The sequence below is a fragment of the Prochlorococcus sp. G5PB11 genome (genome assembly GCF_059772425.1).
The window spans coordinates 799,963-814,552 of the sequence record NZ_CM186287.1; the positions used below are offsets into that span (position 1 = coordinate 799,963).

At 27.7% G+C, this 14,590-nt stretch carries 14 protein-coding genes; all 14 read left to right on the top strand.

What is annotated here, in order from left to right; genetic code table 11:
* Positions 1 to 8 precede the first annotated feature (8 nt).
* The 14 genes from AC6EI0_RS04985 (at position 9) to AC6EI0_RS05050 (ending at position 14,587) form a co-directional block, all read left to right on the top strand.
* Positions 9 to 875, top strand: a complete 867-nt coding sequence (locus AC6EI0_RS04985; protein ID WP_498523325.1) for a hypothetical protein — start codon at positions 9 to 11, stop codon at positions 873 to 875.
* Complete coding sequence (locus AC6EI0_RS04990; protein WP_498523326.1) at positions 868 to 1,860, top strand: EpsG family protein; 993 nt, start codon at positions 868 to 870, stop codon at positions 1,858 to 1,860. Before AC6EI0_RS04985 ends, AC6EI0_RS04990 begins: the two co-directional genes overlap by 8 nt.
* Positions 1,861 to 1,943: 83 nt before the next feature.
* Complete coding sequence (locus AC6EI0_RS04995; protein WP_498523327.1) at positions 1,944 to 3,170, top strand: glycosyltransferase family protein; 1,227 nt, start codon at positions 1,944 to 1,946, stop codon at positions 3,168 to 3,170.
* A 1-nt stretch (position 3,171) separates the two neighbouring features.
* Complete coding sequence (locus AC6EI0_RS05000) at positions 3,172 to 3,891, top strand: hypothetical protein (protein ID WP_498523328.1); 720 nt, start codon at positions 3,172 to 3,174, stop codon at positions 3,889 to 3,891.
* A gap of 50 nt (positions 3,892 to 3,941) precedes the next feature.
* Positions 3,942 to 4,709 carry an SDR family NAD(P)-dependent oxidoreductase gene (locus AC6EI0_RS05005; protein WP_498523329.1) on the top strand — a complete coding sequence of 256 codons (768 nt, stop codon included), beginning with the start codon at positions 3,942 to 3,944 and terminating at the stop codon, positions 4,707 to 4,709.
* On the top strand, positions 4,706 to 6,979 hold the full coding sequence (locus AC6EI0_RS05010; RefSeq protein ID WP_498523330.1) for an N-acetylneuraminate synthase family protein: 2,274 nt from the start codon (positions 4,706 to 4,708) through the stop codon (positions 6,977 to 6,979). Before AC6EI0_RS05005 ends, AC6EI0_RS05010 begins: the two co-directional genes overlap by 4 nt.
* Positions 6,976 to 7,992 carry a Gfo/Idh/MocA family protein gene (locus tag AC6EI0_RS05015; RefSeq protein WP_498523331.1) on the top strand — a complete coding sequence of 339 codons (1,017 nt, stop codon included), beginning with the start codon at positions 6,976 to 6,978 and terminating at the stop codon, positions 7,990 to 7,992. Before AC6EI0_RS05010 ends, AC6EI0_RS05015 begins: the two co-directional genes overlap by 4 nt.
* The gene (locus AC6EI0_RS05020; protein ID WP_498523332.1) at positions 7,989 to 8,663 is read left to right on the top strand and encodes an acylneuraminate cytidylyltransferase family protein; all 675 of its coding nucleotides are present in this window, start codon (positions 7,989 to 7,991) and stop codon (positions 8,661 to 8,663) included. Before AC6EI0_RS05015 ends, AC6EI0_RS05020 begins: the two co-directional genes overlap by 4 nt.
* A 117-nt stretch (positions 8,664 to 8,780) precedes the next feature.
* The gene (locus AC6EI0_RS05025) at positions 8,781 to 9,497 is read left to right on the top strand and encodes a hypothetical protein (RefSeq protein ID WP_498523333.1); all 717 of its coding nucleotides are present in this window, start codon (positions 8,781 to 8,783) and stop codon (positions 9,495 to 9,497) included.
* 2 nt (positions 9,498 to 9,499) lie between these two features.
* The gene (locus AC6EI0_RS05030; protein WP_498523334.1) at positions 9,500 to 10,468 is read left to right on the top strand and encodes a polysaccharide deacetylase family protein; all 969 of its coding nucleotides are present in this window, start codon (positions 9,500 to 9,502) and stop codon (positions 10,466 to 10,468) included.
* Positions 10,468 to 11,574, top strand: a complete 1,107-nt coding sequence (locus AC6EI0_RS05035) for a glycosyltransferase (RefSeq protein WP_498523335.1) — start codon at positions 10,468 to 10,470, stop codon at positions 11,572 to 11,574. Before AC6EI0_RS05030 ends, AC6EI0_RS05035 begins: the two co-directional genes overlap by 1 nt.
* A gap of 8 nt (positions 11,575 to 11,582) precedes the next feature.
* Positions 11,583 to 12,503, top strand: coding sequence for a Rossmann-fold NAD(P)-binding domain-containing protein (locus AC6EI0_RS05040; protein ID WP_498523336.1), 921 nt, complete (start codon positions 11,583 to 11,585; stop codon positions 12,501 to 12,503).
* A gap of 4 nt (positions 12,504 to 12,507) precedes the next feature.
* Positions 12,508 to 13,656 carry a glycosyltransferase family 4 protein gene (locus tag AC6EI0_RS05045; RefSeq protein WP_498523338.1) on the top strand — a complete coding sequence of 383 codons (1,149 nt, stop codon included), beginning with the start codon at positions 12,508 to 12,510 and terminating at the stop codon, positions 13,654 to 13,656.
* Positions 13,657 to 13,729: 73 nt separating this feature from the next.
* Positions 13,730 to 14,587 carry an MraY family glycosyltransferase gene (locus AC6EI0_RS05050; protein ID WP_498523339.1) on the top strand — a complete coding sequence of 286 codons (858 nt, stop codon included), beginning with the start codon at positions 13,730 to 13,732 and terminating at the stop codon, positions 14,585 to 14,587.
* Positions 14,588 to 14,590 lie beyond the last annotated feature (3 nt).

A 14,590-nucleotide genomic window follows, 5' to 3' on the forward strand; every position in this document is an offset into this window, starting at 1 on the left:
ATTTTAATATGGGTATTAGTTACAAGCTGAGCAATAATTTTCCAAAAGTTCACTCATGCTTATCAACTATCATACAATTATTTTTAGCTCCTAAAATAAAGAGTAATTGGAAAAATGATTTACATAGAAAACTAAAAGAAAATAATCGCATAAAAAATAGGTTTTTAATTTTAGGAAGTGGTGAAAGCATAAACAATCTAAATGATGAGTTTTGGGAATTCGCAATAAATAATTTTACGACAATTGGTATTGGGAACTGGATATATCATGATTTTGTTCCTGATATTACTTCCGTAGAATTAGATAGCGAGGATACAAGTAATTACGAGGAATGGATGAGTCGAATCAAAGAAAAGAAAATTGCATATGCAGAAAATATTTTTGTAGTCAAAGTTTTAAATAGGCAGATTGAAGAAAGTGTTGCAAGAAAAGTAGATTTAGGACCTTTAAGAAATTCATTTATCTTCCCAAGTTGGTTTAAAGCGCCATCAGGTTCAGTAAAAACATTTGATTTTTTTTGCTCAACAATTTATAAATGTCTAAACAAATTAGGTATAAAATCTATTCCATCATCAAGATCAAATGTTGTGTTTTCAGTTTTTTTAGCAAAAGAACTGGGAGCAAAAGAAGTAGTCTTAGCTGGGGTAGATGGATATGGTGGTTATTTTTATAATAAATATCTATCAAATGATGTTTTAGCTAAAAGGCCAGAGTTAACTAGAAAGATACAAAGAGGAAGTGATCAATCTCATGGGATACCAACAATACCGCAAATAATGAAAAGTATAGACAGTTATATTATTCCAATTAGATTTATAGGAAATTCTCTTCTTAAAGATTACTTGGAGGAGTTCAAAGAGTATTTAAATGAATAAAAAAATCAACCTTAATAAATCCTTTCTCTACTTTTTTATAGCTTTTATAATATGCGATTTAGATATAATTTTTAATTTTGATTATTTGATTCTGGGAGACAGAGTAAACTATTTAGAACACGTAAGTCTTGGATTCACAACAAATTTCAACTCAATATTTTCCATTTTTAATTTAGAAGTTGGATGGAATTATTTATTAAACATTATAAAGTTAATAACGTCCACAGAAAATGATAATTTTGTACTTAGAATAATTACTTTTATATCTAGTTATCTATTTCTAATTGCTTTTAACAAAAGAACCAATTCGCTGATAATACCAATTTTTTTAATATTTTTACCAAGTGTCTTTGATTTTTACATTGTAAAGCTTAGGCATGGTCTTGCACTATCAATATTTGCATATACTATAAGTATGGAATATTCTAAATTTAGAAGCTTCTTATATCTAATAATTCTATCAATCCACAATAGTTTCTTAATAACAATACCAATATATTTATCAGGAATTCAATTAATTAAAAGGAATTTTAAAAAAAATTTAAAAGCATTAGTAAATTTCATTTATCTTATTTTAGGCTGTTCAACAGGATATATCATACTTGGACTAATGGAGATAATTGGAATAAGACAATTTGAATATTTATCAAAAGCAGTAGAAATAAATTCACAAGGTGAAGGGACTGGATTATATAAACTTGCTATATTAGTTTTCATAGTATGTTTATGCATCATCAAAACAACTTCATATGATTCAGATGCAATACTTTACTCAAGTAGTTATTTTTTAGGAATCTCATTTACATCGCCTTTAGGCGGTCGACTTCTAACTTCACTGCTACCATTTTTAGTAGCAGAGTTACTTACAAGTCAATCAAAAATAAACAAAAATATTTTTTGGTTTATTAGAGTTTTAATCTCAATAATCTTTATACTTGGCTGGTTGATTAGAATAAAACAACCTGCGCTTGGTCTGGCAACATAGTAAACAAGAATAAACCTAAGAAAAAAAGCCTCTAATACTAAACTAAAAACTAGTATAATATTAATTAATTTAATACTAATTTCATGGGGTTAAAGGGATTAAGTATTTTAAACCAAAAATCAAAGATAATTTATATTCTTGTCGAAGTATATAAAAGAGAGTTCCTTTCAAGAGCAAGAATAAAAAATGAACTAGAAAAAAAAGGTTATATCGTAGTTTTAGGGCATAAAAACACTATACTAGATGGACTATGGTTAGGAATCCTTCCCCCGGGAATAATATTAGATAAATGTGCGCAAATTACAAACTTAAATAAAGGTAAAATAATCTCAAAAAAAGGGAGTATCTTTTGCATTTTAGATGAAGAAGGTATTCACACATTTCCAAGAGAGGTAAAAGCTAGAATGGGAGACCCAAGAAGAGTGAAACTGATATTATTCAATAATTTATTTCAGAAATTACTAACAAAAAAAATATATAAAGATATGAATATAGAGATACCATATAATTTCATAACAGGTAATCCTAGAATATCTAATTTAGGCTCTTTGAAAGAAAATGAAATCAATCAGAAAAAAACTAGAAACATTAAGACCATATTATTAATAGGTAATTATTATAATTTTAAAAAAGAAAATGAATTTATTGATCATGATAAAAAGGCCTACGAAATCATAACATCATTTATAAAATATTGGAATAAATCAGACTTATCTAAGAAATTCAGATTAATTTATAGACCACATCCTGCAGAGAAAATTGATTTGGTATCTACTTGTAAAAAATTTAATGTCGAAGTAGATCATAGCAATTCGATACAACCACAATTAGAAAATGCTTCGATAATAATAACAAGTAGATGCACTGCTTCAATAGAATCTATATTAAGAAATAAAATAGTTTTTTCTTTACTATCTAATGATTCAAGAAATGTTTTTACAAGAGCAGGAACTTTTAGGTTTACTAGTTTAAATGATATAATTAACTACATTAATAAATATGATAAAGATATCTTAATCCATAGCAAAAAGCAAAAAAAAGAGCAAGCTAGAATTAAACAATTATTTTCATCGCCCTACAATTCAACAGAGAAAATATCAAATGCATTAATTAGTCTAAGCGATCAAGTAGAATATCAAAACAATATTTTGACTTTCTCAAGGATATTAATAACTGCAATTTTAGGTCTATTCACTAATAACATACTTGAATCAAGAAGGCTAGAAGCCTATAAACATAATAAGAATTCTATTAGTATTGCTATTATTGAGGGATATATCAAAAAATCATTTTGGTTTTTATTCTTATAAAATGAGAAAATCAAATTTAATATCTGGCTTAATCAAAAATCTTACAATTAGATTCTTCAATAAAATAGAGCCTTTAAATGGTTTGTTAAAAAAGAGAGGTTATGTAATCTACAAAAATAAACTAAATATCTCTAAATATGAATCTATTGATTACGATTTGGTTTCACAACTGGTTTCAGCAGTATTAAATGACTATGATATACAAAAAACAATAGCCGATTATATTTCTTTTCCAAGGTTAGACCAGATAAGAATATTGCAATCTCCTATGGTTCGATACACTTCGCAAAGTGAATGGCATCATGATTCAGTTGGACACCGATTAAAGATTTATATTGGTTTAGATAAGTTTTTAAAAGAAAATGTATATACTGAAATAGTAGAATCAACGAATTTTAATTCATATTTTGATTATAATCTTACCAGATTAGTACTTACAGAAGAAGAGAGTTCGTATAATAAAGTAAAATGCAAAATAAAGTTAGGTGATGTATTTATATTTGATACAAATATGGTTCATAGAGGTGTCTACTCCAAAGATGAAGTAAGGAATGTAATCGAATTAGAGTTCTCATCATTTTTTAGGGGGAAAATTATCCCAGGTAAAATTGGATACAAAAGTAATAGAGAAAATAATTTACTTGACAAAAAAGAACTGAAGGAAAAAATCATTCTAGGTAAACAATCAGAAAATTACTTTAAGTATTATTTCTTTTTCTAAAGAAATAATTTAAATCTATGGTTAAAATATTTATAAATTACTAAATAATAATGAAATCTGTTGTTATCACAGGCAGTGAGGGATTAATCGGCACTGCTCTTTGCAGAGAATTAGTTGATATGTCCATACCAATATATCCAATTGATCTTAGTAAAAATAATAATAATAATAATAAACAAAGATACTTATCTATAGACCTCAGTGATTCAGAAGATACATCAGTTCAAATCTCAAGCTATATAAAAGGAATTGAAAAACCGTTTACACTGATTCATTCAGCAGGTATAGATTTTAAGTGTCCAAAAAATTCAAACAACGAAATAGATCCATTTCAGATTATGCCAGAAGACCCTGAAACTTTTAAAGACATAATCTCGAAAAATATATCTATGACTTACAACGTTATTTATCCTGTAATAAAAAAAATGTTATCAGTAAAAGGCGGTACTATACTTTTATTAGGTTCTATATATGGAGAAATCGCTTCAAATCCTAATCTATACAAAAATAAAGACGGTTCATTCTTTATGAATAAACCTTTTTCATATTCAATTTCTAAATCAACATTTTCTATGTTTGCTAAGCTTATTGCCTCAAGATATGCAAGTAAAAATATAAATGCGATAAATATTGCACCTCACGCAATAATTAACAATGCTAATAAAGAATTTTCAGAAAACTTTAAAGAATTTTCACCATCGAAAACTTTTTGTGAATTAGCAGATTTAACCGACCTTTTAATATATCATTCACAAAGGCCATTCTCATATCTAAATGGTTCTACAATTATCATGGATGGTGGTTGGTCTGCTATATGAATAACTTCATTGTTTCACAAAAATGTGATTGGATAATACAAAATAATGCCTCTATAGAAGAAGCTGTAATTGCATTTGACAAAACCAAGGGATTACCTCTTGCTGTTGTTAGGAAAGACAATACTCTTTTGGGGACATTTAGTCAGGGTGACCTTAGAAAGTATCTACAAAAAGAAAAACCAAGTCTTAAAGCAAAAGTTTCAGAGGCTTGTAATAAAAACCCTCGTTTTGCTCTTGATAGTGATAGTGATAGAACTATATCTGAGATGCTTTCAGGAAATATTCAGATGATCCCACTAGTAGATCATTTAGGGGTAATTAAAATTATTGCCTATAAAGGTACCCCTAAGTTTCAAATTAAAAATCATATTCTTTCAAAAGATAATAACAACTTTTTATTTATTTCAGAAATTGGAGTAAATCACAATGGTTCATATGATCTTGCTAAGAAACTAATAGATGAATCATTTAAAGCAGGCGCACATGGAGTAAAGTTTCAATTTAGGAGTGATGAAACCTATGGGCAAATAGATGTATCAGGAAGGGACCTATCAACTGAATACATAACTACTCAACTTCAGAAATGCAAATTAAGTAACTCCGATGAAGAAAGACTAATTAAATACGCACAAAGCCTTAGCTTAATTGTTGTCGTGACACCTTTTGATATAAAGTCTCTACAAAGAGCTATAAAACTTGATATTGATTGTATAAAAATAGCATCTTGTGATTTAACTAACGAGCCTCTAATTTTAAGTGCTGCAAGTAAAAATAAGCCATTAATAATTTCTACTGGAATGTCTTATGAGAATGAAATAATAAGTACTTGTGAAATAATTAAACGTATAAATTCAAATGTAGCATTTCTGCATACAAACTCTACATATCCCTGTCCTAGAGAGGATCTTAATCTCTCTTATATAAATAGGTTATCAGATATGACAAGAAAAGTTTGTGGTTATTCATCTCATGATGGATCCATTGAACCTTTATATGTAGCTCTTGGATGCGGGGCTAAAATAATAGAGGCTCACATAACACTAGATAAATCATTTGAAGGCACTGATCACAGAGCATCATTATCACCCAAAGAAATAAAAGGCTTTCTTCTTAACGCAAAGACACTAATTCACTCCATAGGAAAAGATGAGCCTAGATGTCCATCAGCTGCTGAACTTCTTAATTATGAATCGCTAGGGAAAAGTATTCATTATTCAAAAGAAATAAAGACTGGTATAATAATTTCAGAAAAAGATTTATTTTTAGCTAGTCCAGCATCAGGTATAAAATGGAAAGATAGGTTTAAGATTATTGGGAAAAAAATTCTTGAAGATGTAAAAAAAGGTCAGATAACTAGGAATAGTCACTTCGAGATAGATAAATCTAATAATGAAAAGTTTGCGAGGAAAGAATCATTAGATAAACAATTTCCATCAAAATGGGGTTTACCAGTAAGATATAGAGATTTTAAGAAAATAAGATCAATATTTAATGCGCCTTTATATGAGTTTCATATGTCAAGTAAAGATCTGGAAATTGATCCAAGAGATTATCTAGAAGGAATTTATAATGCTGAATTAGTTATTCATGCCGTTGAACAATATCATGATGGTTTTATTATTGACCTTGCATCTGATAAATTAGATATAATTAATGAAAGTCAACAAAGAATTAAACTTTTAATAAAACATGTAGAAAAATTAACTTCTTATTTTAATTTTAGTCAAAAACCAAGAATAATATTAAATTGTGGAGGATTCAGCTACAATAAACCAATAGAAGAAAGTAAAGTATTGGAGAAAAGTGATATATTAATTGAAAACTTAATAGAAATATCTCAAAGCATAAAGGATATAGAAATCATTCCTCAAACCATGCCACCAATGCCATGGCTCCAGGGTGGAACAGCATTTCATAACTTGCTAGTTAAACCATATTCAATCATAAATATACTAAAAGCATCAAACCTAAAATGTTGTCTTGACACCTCACACACATACATGGCCTCAAATAAATATCAATTTGATTACGAGGCATTTATAAATAAGTTAATAGAGGATAATCTTATCAGTCACATACATATTTCCGATGCAAAAGGGTATACCGAAGAAGGACTTATGCCTGGTGAGGGTGAAATGGATTTCAAAAGTATCATAAATGATTTAAAGAAACATGAAATAACATTCATACCTGAGATTTGGCAAGGGCACTCGAAAGATTTCTATGGTTTCAAAAGAAGTCTTGAATTAATATTGGAGCAAATAGATTGAAGATATATATAAAAGGATGTGGCTCTGCAGGTCAGAGATATATATACTTACTAAATGAAATTAATCCCAATTTTGAAATAGTGGGAATAAGATCTGAAAAAAGAAACCCTCTAGCGAATTCAAATTACTTAAACAAATTACCAAAAAATACAAAATATTCATCACTTAAGGATATAAGAAGATTAAATGATGATGATCATATAATAATTAGCAGTCCAAGCAGATATCATTTTGATGATTATATGCATTTTAGAAATATGAATATAAACTCAAAGATTCTTATAGAAAAACCAATTGGTTCAAATTATGAAGAATGTGATTTGCTCTCTAAATTAAAAGATAAAAGAACATATGTGAGCTTTCAATATAGGTATGCATCTTCAATAAGAATTCTTAAAGAAATACTACCACAAATTATAGCCAGCTCAAATGGAATTTATTGCAGTATTTATCATTCTGATGATGTAAGAAATTGGCACCCATGGGAAAATCATTTAAATAGTTATAGTACTAACAAAAGTTTAGGAGGTGGATGTACAAATACATTAAATCATTGCTTAGATATAGCTAACTATCTTTTTGGTGATGAGGAGAATATGATAAGAATGCAGGGAAGTTCCTCATCGGAGACGATTGATTGTGATGACTGGCAATCAACAATGATGCAATATAGAAAGAATAAGAGTCAAACATTTACAGTTATATCAAATAGTAATTACTTTAGCAAAAAGGCAATATTTAAGATTGAATTGATAGGTTTTGATCTTTCAGTTAAAATAAATCTTCTTTTAGATACGATAGAGGTTGTAAATAGTTCTCCATTACTAGCTTTCTCAAATTTAAATAAAAAAATATTTGAAAAAGGAAAAAAGGATTTAGCTTTAAAAAATAGAGAAAAATTATTTAAAAATATGTTAATCGACTTTTTATCAAAAGAACCATCTAATAAGCTTGCCAAACTAAACCTATCTGCAAAATATCATGGTAGAGTTTTATCAAAAATAACAAGATGAAAATACATGCTTTAATTCCTGCTCGTTCTGGTAGTAAGGGTATAAAAGATAAGAATATTAGAATCTATAGATGCAAGCCTCTATTAGCATGGTCGATAATGCATGGTCTTGAATGTAACAATATAGATGACGTATTTATAACTACGAATTCTAGTGATTATGAAAGTATTGCAATCAAATATGGTGCGAAATCGTTAGGCCTAAGACCTAATAATATATCTACTAATAGATCAAGAGACATTAAGTTTTTACAGCACCATATAAGACAAATAGAAAAAAGAGAACTAGAAATGCCACTAGGAATTGTCTTATTAAGGCCAACATCACCAATAAGAAACACGAAAGAGATAGAAATTGCAATTGAAACTTTTAAGAAAAATATAAATAAAATTGATTCGATAAGATCAGTCACAATCTCAAAGCATATTCCTTACAAATCCTGGGTAAAGGAAAACTCAACTGGGTTACTGAAACCCTTTGTTGGTGATTTTAAGGATGAATACTTTAATACCCCTAGGCAAGAACTTCCAGTAATATATTGGCAGAATGGATGTTTTGACATTGTCTCAACAGAATGTATAAAAAAAGGGCAAGCAATAGGAACTAAAATAATGCCATGGATACAAGAAGACTTTGGATTAGATATAGATCATGAAAGGGATATAAATTAAGTGGACAAAATAATTAACAAAATACTATTTTATATTATTTTCTTTGTAAAGATTTTTATCTACTCTATTCCAATAAAATATAGTCAAAGAAAAAAGTATTTTGGAAGACATGGGGCAATGGATAATATTGAATATTGTAGAAAGATATTTGATAAGCATGTATCTAGTTTGATAGATATTAAAAATACAAATAGTCCGAAAAGAGTTTTAGAAATAGGCCCTGGAGACTCATGCTTTTCGGCTATAAGAGCATTAGAACTAGAAATAGATGAAATTGTATTAATAGACAAAGATTTATCATCAATAAATAACTCTATGGATAAATTAATTAATCTAGGTATATTAGTCGAAAAATATAATACAACTAAAGAAAATAATCAACATTTCAAACAATATATCTTGAAAGATAGTAATCATAAAAATAAATCAATTAAATTAAAACTTATCGAAAATAATTTTTCAAAAGATGATATTAATATCAAAGGAAAATTTGATGTAATCTTTTCAAATGCTGTTCTACAGCATTTAACAGAGCAGCAATTAGAAAACTTAATTAAATTATCTCTCAGATGTACAAAGGAAGAAACGATTCATTCACATCAAGTAAGATTTACCGATCACATCAGTGGTAAAAATCAAAAGTTCGATCATCACTCAGTACCAAAGTTAATATGGAATAATGACTTAATTAAAAGATTGCCGTTTTGGACTAATAGATTAGAAAAAAATGATTATATAGATTTATTTTATAAATATGGAATGAGAATAAAAAATCATAAAGAAGAGTCTAAAGAAATAAGAGCTGTAAACCAACATTTTATTCTAATTATATGATTATGAGGAAGAAAATTGTAATTTCAACTGATCTTGAAGGGCCTTTCGGGATGCACCCTTTCATAAAAACAAAGAAAGATCTTGAAAAGTACAAATTCCTAGATAATGCCATAAATTTCCTAATTGATTATCATTCCTTTAACAAAATACCTATATCAATAGCGATACTTGGAATAACAGGGTTAAAGACGCCGCTAGATTTAGCAATTCTACTTAACAGTATTGAATTAGAATACCCAGAAAATAGTTTAATTAATAAATTAAAATTTGATAAAAACTTTTTTTCATTATTTCTAGATAATGACAAGTTATTTCTTAAAGGTAAGTTAATTGAAAAAAATAAACTAAAACAATCGAAATATATAAAATTAGCATGCCATAGTCTTAGCCATCTTCATATCCTCGAAGATAATGTATCAACAGAAATTATTAAATTTGAGCTAGAAAAATCTATAAATATTATCAAACAATTTTCTTTAAAAGAAAATCCAATAGATAGCTATGTTTCACCTAGAAATCAAATTAATCAAAAACTTTATAAGATTTTAATATCAATGGGGATTACTAAAATTAGATCATCATCAAAGATTCCACTATATTCTGAGAATCACGAGATGAATACTTTTAATACATTAAAATATAAACTGTTAAGAAAGTATGACAGATTTAATCTTCCTTTAAGCAAATATATTGATCGAACACCAAAGGAAAAGAATAATATTTCAAGTTTAAAATCAATTGATTCAGGTTATTTTCTAGAATTTCCAACACATAAATTTCTAATTAAAAGATATCATGAGTCTTTTAAAAGGTATGTACATAATCAAGTCAAAAACAATCAAGATATAGGTATTTGGTTTCATCCACATAATATGACTGATAATTTTATATTAGCAAAAGAATACTATAAAATGTCACTAAAAACTCTAACTAATCTAAATAGATTAGACTATGAGATAGTAAAAATATAATGAAAGTTCTAATAATAATAACTTGTCTTTATCCTCATGGTGCAGAGTATAGCTGTCTAAGACATATATTAAATTCTAAAAAGAAATATAAAACTGAATTCACTGTAATTTCTATTCTTGGAGGTAGCCTTGAAAAAGAAGTCCGAAATAATAATATTCCATGTTTTATCTTATCTAAAAGTTTTTCAATTAAGAGTCTCTATAAACTATTTAAATTTTTTAAAGAAGGAAAATTTGACATAATTCATTCATGGATGTACCACAGCAATATATTAGGGAACATAATTGGTATAATAAAGAAAAAACCATTAATTACATCAATAAGACAAGCTTTACCAAAATATAAATCCCTAAGGTTAAGAACAATAATAATTGCATTTTTAGACTCACTACTGTCAAGATATCAGGCAAAATTTATTACATTTAACAGTCTTTCAGGCCTTAATGACCATAACAAAAAATTACTATATTGTAAGAGAAAGTCTATATACATTCCAAATCAGCCTTATATAATTCCTTTCAAACAGATAAACGAAAAAGTCTCTTCAAAAGATTTAATTAAAAAAGAAACAATAAAAATTCTAAGTCTTGCAAGAGATGATATATCAAAGAACCTTAATTATATGATTTTGTTAATCAAAGAGACTGCAAAAGATTTAAAAGAATCAAATAAAAACTTAATTCTTAATGTATATGGTGATGGGATGTCCAGAAATCACCTAAAGATAAAGTATGCTTCTATTTTACCTAAAAATCTAGTTATCAACTTTCATGAGAAGTCAAGTAAAATATCAGATATTTTATTAAACCATGATATTTATATCAGCACCTCGCTTTGGGAAGGATATCCAAACTCATTAATAACTGCTACAACATCTGGGTGTATTCCGGTATGTACCGATGCAGGTGACTCTTGGAAATTACTAGGTGATTTTAGCTACAAGTTATCTAAAAACATAGATCAAGATAAACATATCCTTTCCAAGGCAATCTTCAAATCAAAAGAAATATATAGAAAAGATCTGTCAAAAGCTTATATTGATTTTCTTAATAAATTTTATTATAATTTAAACACTTATAATGATCTCTATAAAAGAGCTGCATAAAGTCAAAGGTGAATATAATTAAGAAGAAACTGTTACTAGTTGGTTCTACTGGATTAGTTGGGGGAAAAGTAAAGGAGACTTTGCTAGATAATCTCGATAAAACTAATACACTAATAACAGCTAATAGAAGCGGAATTAAATCGTACTCAATTAATAACACATTAAAATGTAAGCACATACATATTCATTTAGATGCCTCAAAAGAATCAGATTGGGAATATATACTTAATAAATTTAATCCAAACACGATTATTCTTGTCTCTAATTGTAGACATTTTCATCAATTAAATAAAGCCTTATCAAGAACAAATATAGATGCGAAAGGGATAAGGTTAATAATAATTGGTACTACAGGTATTTTTTCACCAGATCCAAAGTATTCATCAGTTTATAAAGAAATAGAGCTACTGCTAAATAGATCTAATTTTAGTGATTTTGTCTTACTTAGACCTTCACTTATATTTGGCACTTCTAGTGATAAGAATATCCATAAAGTAATTAATTTCATAAAATACTTTAAATTCATTCCATTACTTCCTTATGGTAACGGAAGAATTCAACCTGTTTATTATCTAGACCTAGTAAAAGCAATTATAAACTCTATTAAAAACACAGAACTTAGAGGTTCTTATAATATAACTGGCAAATATTGCATGACATACAAAGAGATGTATCAAATCATTTTCTCAGCAATGGGATTAAAGCCTAGGTTCATAAAATTTCCAAGAAATATTACTTTTTTGTTGGCTATTGTTTCAGAGTTTATTTTTAAAGAGAAGGCAATCCTTACAGTAGAAAGAATAAATAGATTACTTGAAAACAAGTGTTTCTCAAACAAAGAATCAGTTTCATTAGGACTTTATAATCCTACTTCATTTATTTCAGGAATAAAATCAGAGGTGAAATCTATGAAAATTAATTTAAAATAAAATTATGAAAATTATTCAATTCTCAAGTGTTGAGTTTACTTTTGATAAATTTATACTCCCATTAGCATTAGAATTGAGAAGTAAAGGGAATGTAGTATATGTTTCATACAATGCAGAGAAAAAGAATAATACACTTGCTAATCAAAAAGGGTTTCGATTTATAAATAGCCCAATAAAAAGATCAAAGTCAATTTTAAATATTATTATTTCTACAATAAGCCTTATTAGAAAATGCTATCAATTAGAAATTGATATTATACATTGTCACACTCCTGTAGCATCAGTTGTTGCAAGATTAGCAGGATTATTTTTATTTAAATGTAAAATAATTTGCACAGTACATGGATTTTACTTTCATGATAAAATGGTATTCCATAAGTATTTTTTATATTCTTCTTTGGAATATGTTCTTGCAAAAATTACAGATGAGATGTTTTTTGTATCTTATGAAGACTATAAATATGCATTAAAATATAATTACAAAAAATCTGAATCACTTCATTTTATATCTAATGGAGTAGATAAAGAAAAATTCATGAGAAATAATACCGCCAATAAAAAACAATTAGAGCAGGGCATTAAATCAGACAAAGAATCGATATCAATTGGAATCGCAGCAAGGTTTGTAGAGGAAAAAGGGTATAAAGAATTACTCCAAGCTTTTTTTGTACTTTCGCCTAAATATCCCGAAATAAAGCTTGTAATTTGTGGTTCAAGATTAGAAAGCGAGTACAATTCTGATGTTAGTAGCTTAATTTATAATCTTAAAAAGATTTTTGGTGGAAAGATTGATATTCTAGGTGAACTGCCATCCTCAGAAATGTCAATATTCTATCAATCTATAGATATATTTGTTCTGCCATCATGGAGAGAAGGTTTACCTATGACAATTCTAGAAGCAATGATGAGTGGATTACCAATAGTTGCATCCAACATAAGAGGTTGTAGAGAGTCAGTAATAAACAAATATAATGGACTATTATTTGAACCTCAAAAAACAAAAGAATTAATTAATTGCTTAGAAATACTTATAGTAAATAAGAAAAAAAGGTATACTTATGGATTAAATTCTAAAGCAAGAGCACAAAAACTATATTTACTAAGTGATAATATACAAAGACAAATTAAAATCTATGATAATATCATTAGTTAGTATGCAAATTCAGTTTTTATCTAGCATAGTTCTTTCATTTTTTATTACCAAATTGAGCATTCCGATATTAAGGATGAAAATAATTAATAACCCAAATAATAGAGACTCACATAAAAAGCCAACTCCCAGTGGTGCAGGCATTATTTTTGTGATTTTAAGTATTATTTATGGAATAATAAATAACTATTTTATACCTTTATTATGTTTTCCATTAGCCTTTATAGGATTGCTTGATGATAAATCCAAAATCCCAGCATTGCCTAGATTTATTGTCCAAGTTACTACTGTTTCTATCTTACTAAAAACAAGTAATTTATATAAAGCTACTTTAGGTGAGGATATTAATATAATATCTATATTAATATGTTTGATTATAATAATTATTGGATGTGCGATTATAAACTTTACTAATTTCATGGATGGTATAGATGGGATAATCGCAGGTTCAATGATTGTAATATTGGGCACTTCAGCCTATTTATCTAATAATCTTCTCTGGCCGTTAATAGGTGGACTTATTGGTTTCTTATATTGGAATTGGTCTCCTGCAAAAGTATTTATGGGTGATGCTGGAAGTACATTCCTAGGAGCTATATTAGTCAGTGAAATATTTAATGCCAATATGGTAAAAAATGCTACTGGAATATTACTTATATCAATGCCTTTATTACTTGATTCTTTAATTATTTTGCTTAGAAGATTAATTTCTAAGCAGCCAATATTTAAGGCTCATCGTTTACATTTATATCAACGCTTGCATCAATCAGGTTGGAGTCATAAAAAAGTGGCAACTTTATATATTACAACAAGCTCATTAATTGCTCTTGTTCATATTATAATTGGCATTGAATGGGCTATCTTAATGATTATTCCAGTTATAGCTATTGGGTTTTATTTAGATAGAAATATTGCAATACCATTTAGTCGTTAGTTT

What these genes read in the sequence shown, in the direction of transcription:
- AC6EI0_RS05020 (WP_498523332.1), top strand. Translation starts at nt 7,989, where the DNA reads ATGAAAATACATGCTTTAATTCCTGCTCGTTCTGGTAGTAAGGGTATA.
- AC6EI0_RS05025 (WP_498523333.1), top strand. Translation starts at nt 8,781, where the DNA reads ATGGATAATATTGAATATTGTAGAAAGATATTTGATAAGCATGTATCT.
- AC6EI0_RS05045 (WP_498523338.1), top strand. Translation starts at nt 12,508, where the DNA reads ATGAAAATTATTCAATTCTCAAGTGTTGAGTTTACTTTTGATAAATTT.
- AC6EI0_RS05005 (WP_498523329.1), top strand. Translation starts at nt 3,942, where the DNA reads ATGAAATCTGTTGTTATCACAGGCAGTGAGGGATTAATCGGCACTGCT.
- AC6EI0_RS05035 (WP_498523335.1), top strand. Translation starts at nt 10,468, where the DNA reads ATGAAAGTTCTAATAATAATAACTTGTCTTTATCCTCATGGTGCAGAG.
- AC6EI0_RS04985 (WP_498523325.1), top strand. Translation starts at nt 9, where the DNA reads ATGGGTATTAGTTACAAGCTGAGCAATAATTTTCCAAAAGTTCACTCA.
- AC6EI0_RS05050 (WP_498523339.1), top strand. Translation starts at nt 13,730, where the DNA reads ATGAAAATAATTAATAACCCAAATAATAGAGACTCACATAAAAAGCCA.
- AC6EI0_RS05000 (WP_498523328.1), top strand. Translation starts at nt 3,172, where the DNA reads ATGAGAAAATCAAATTTAATATCTGGCTTAATCAAAAATCTTACAATT.
- AC6EI0_RS05030 (WP_498523334.1), top strand. Translation starts at nt 9,500, where the DNA reads ATGAGGAAGAAAATTGTAATTTCAACTGATCTTGAAGGGCCTTTCGGG.
- AC6EI0_RS05010 (WP_498523330.1), top strand. Translation starts at nt 4,706, where the DNA reads ATGAATAACTTCATTGTTTCACAAAAATGTGATTGGATAATACAAAAT.
- AC6EI0_RS04990 (WP_498523326.1), top strand. Translation starts at nt 868, where the DNA reads ATGAATAAAAAAATCAACCTTAATAAATCCTTTCTCTACTTTTTTATA.
- AC6EI0_RS04995 (WP_498523327.1), top strand. Translation starts at nt 1,944, where the DNA reads ATGGGGTTAAAGGGATTAAGTATTTTAAACCAAAAATCAAAGATAATT.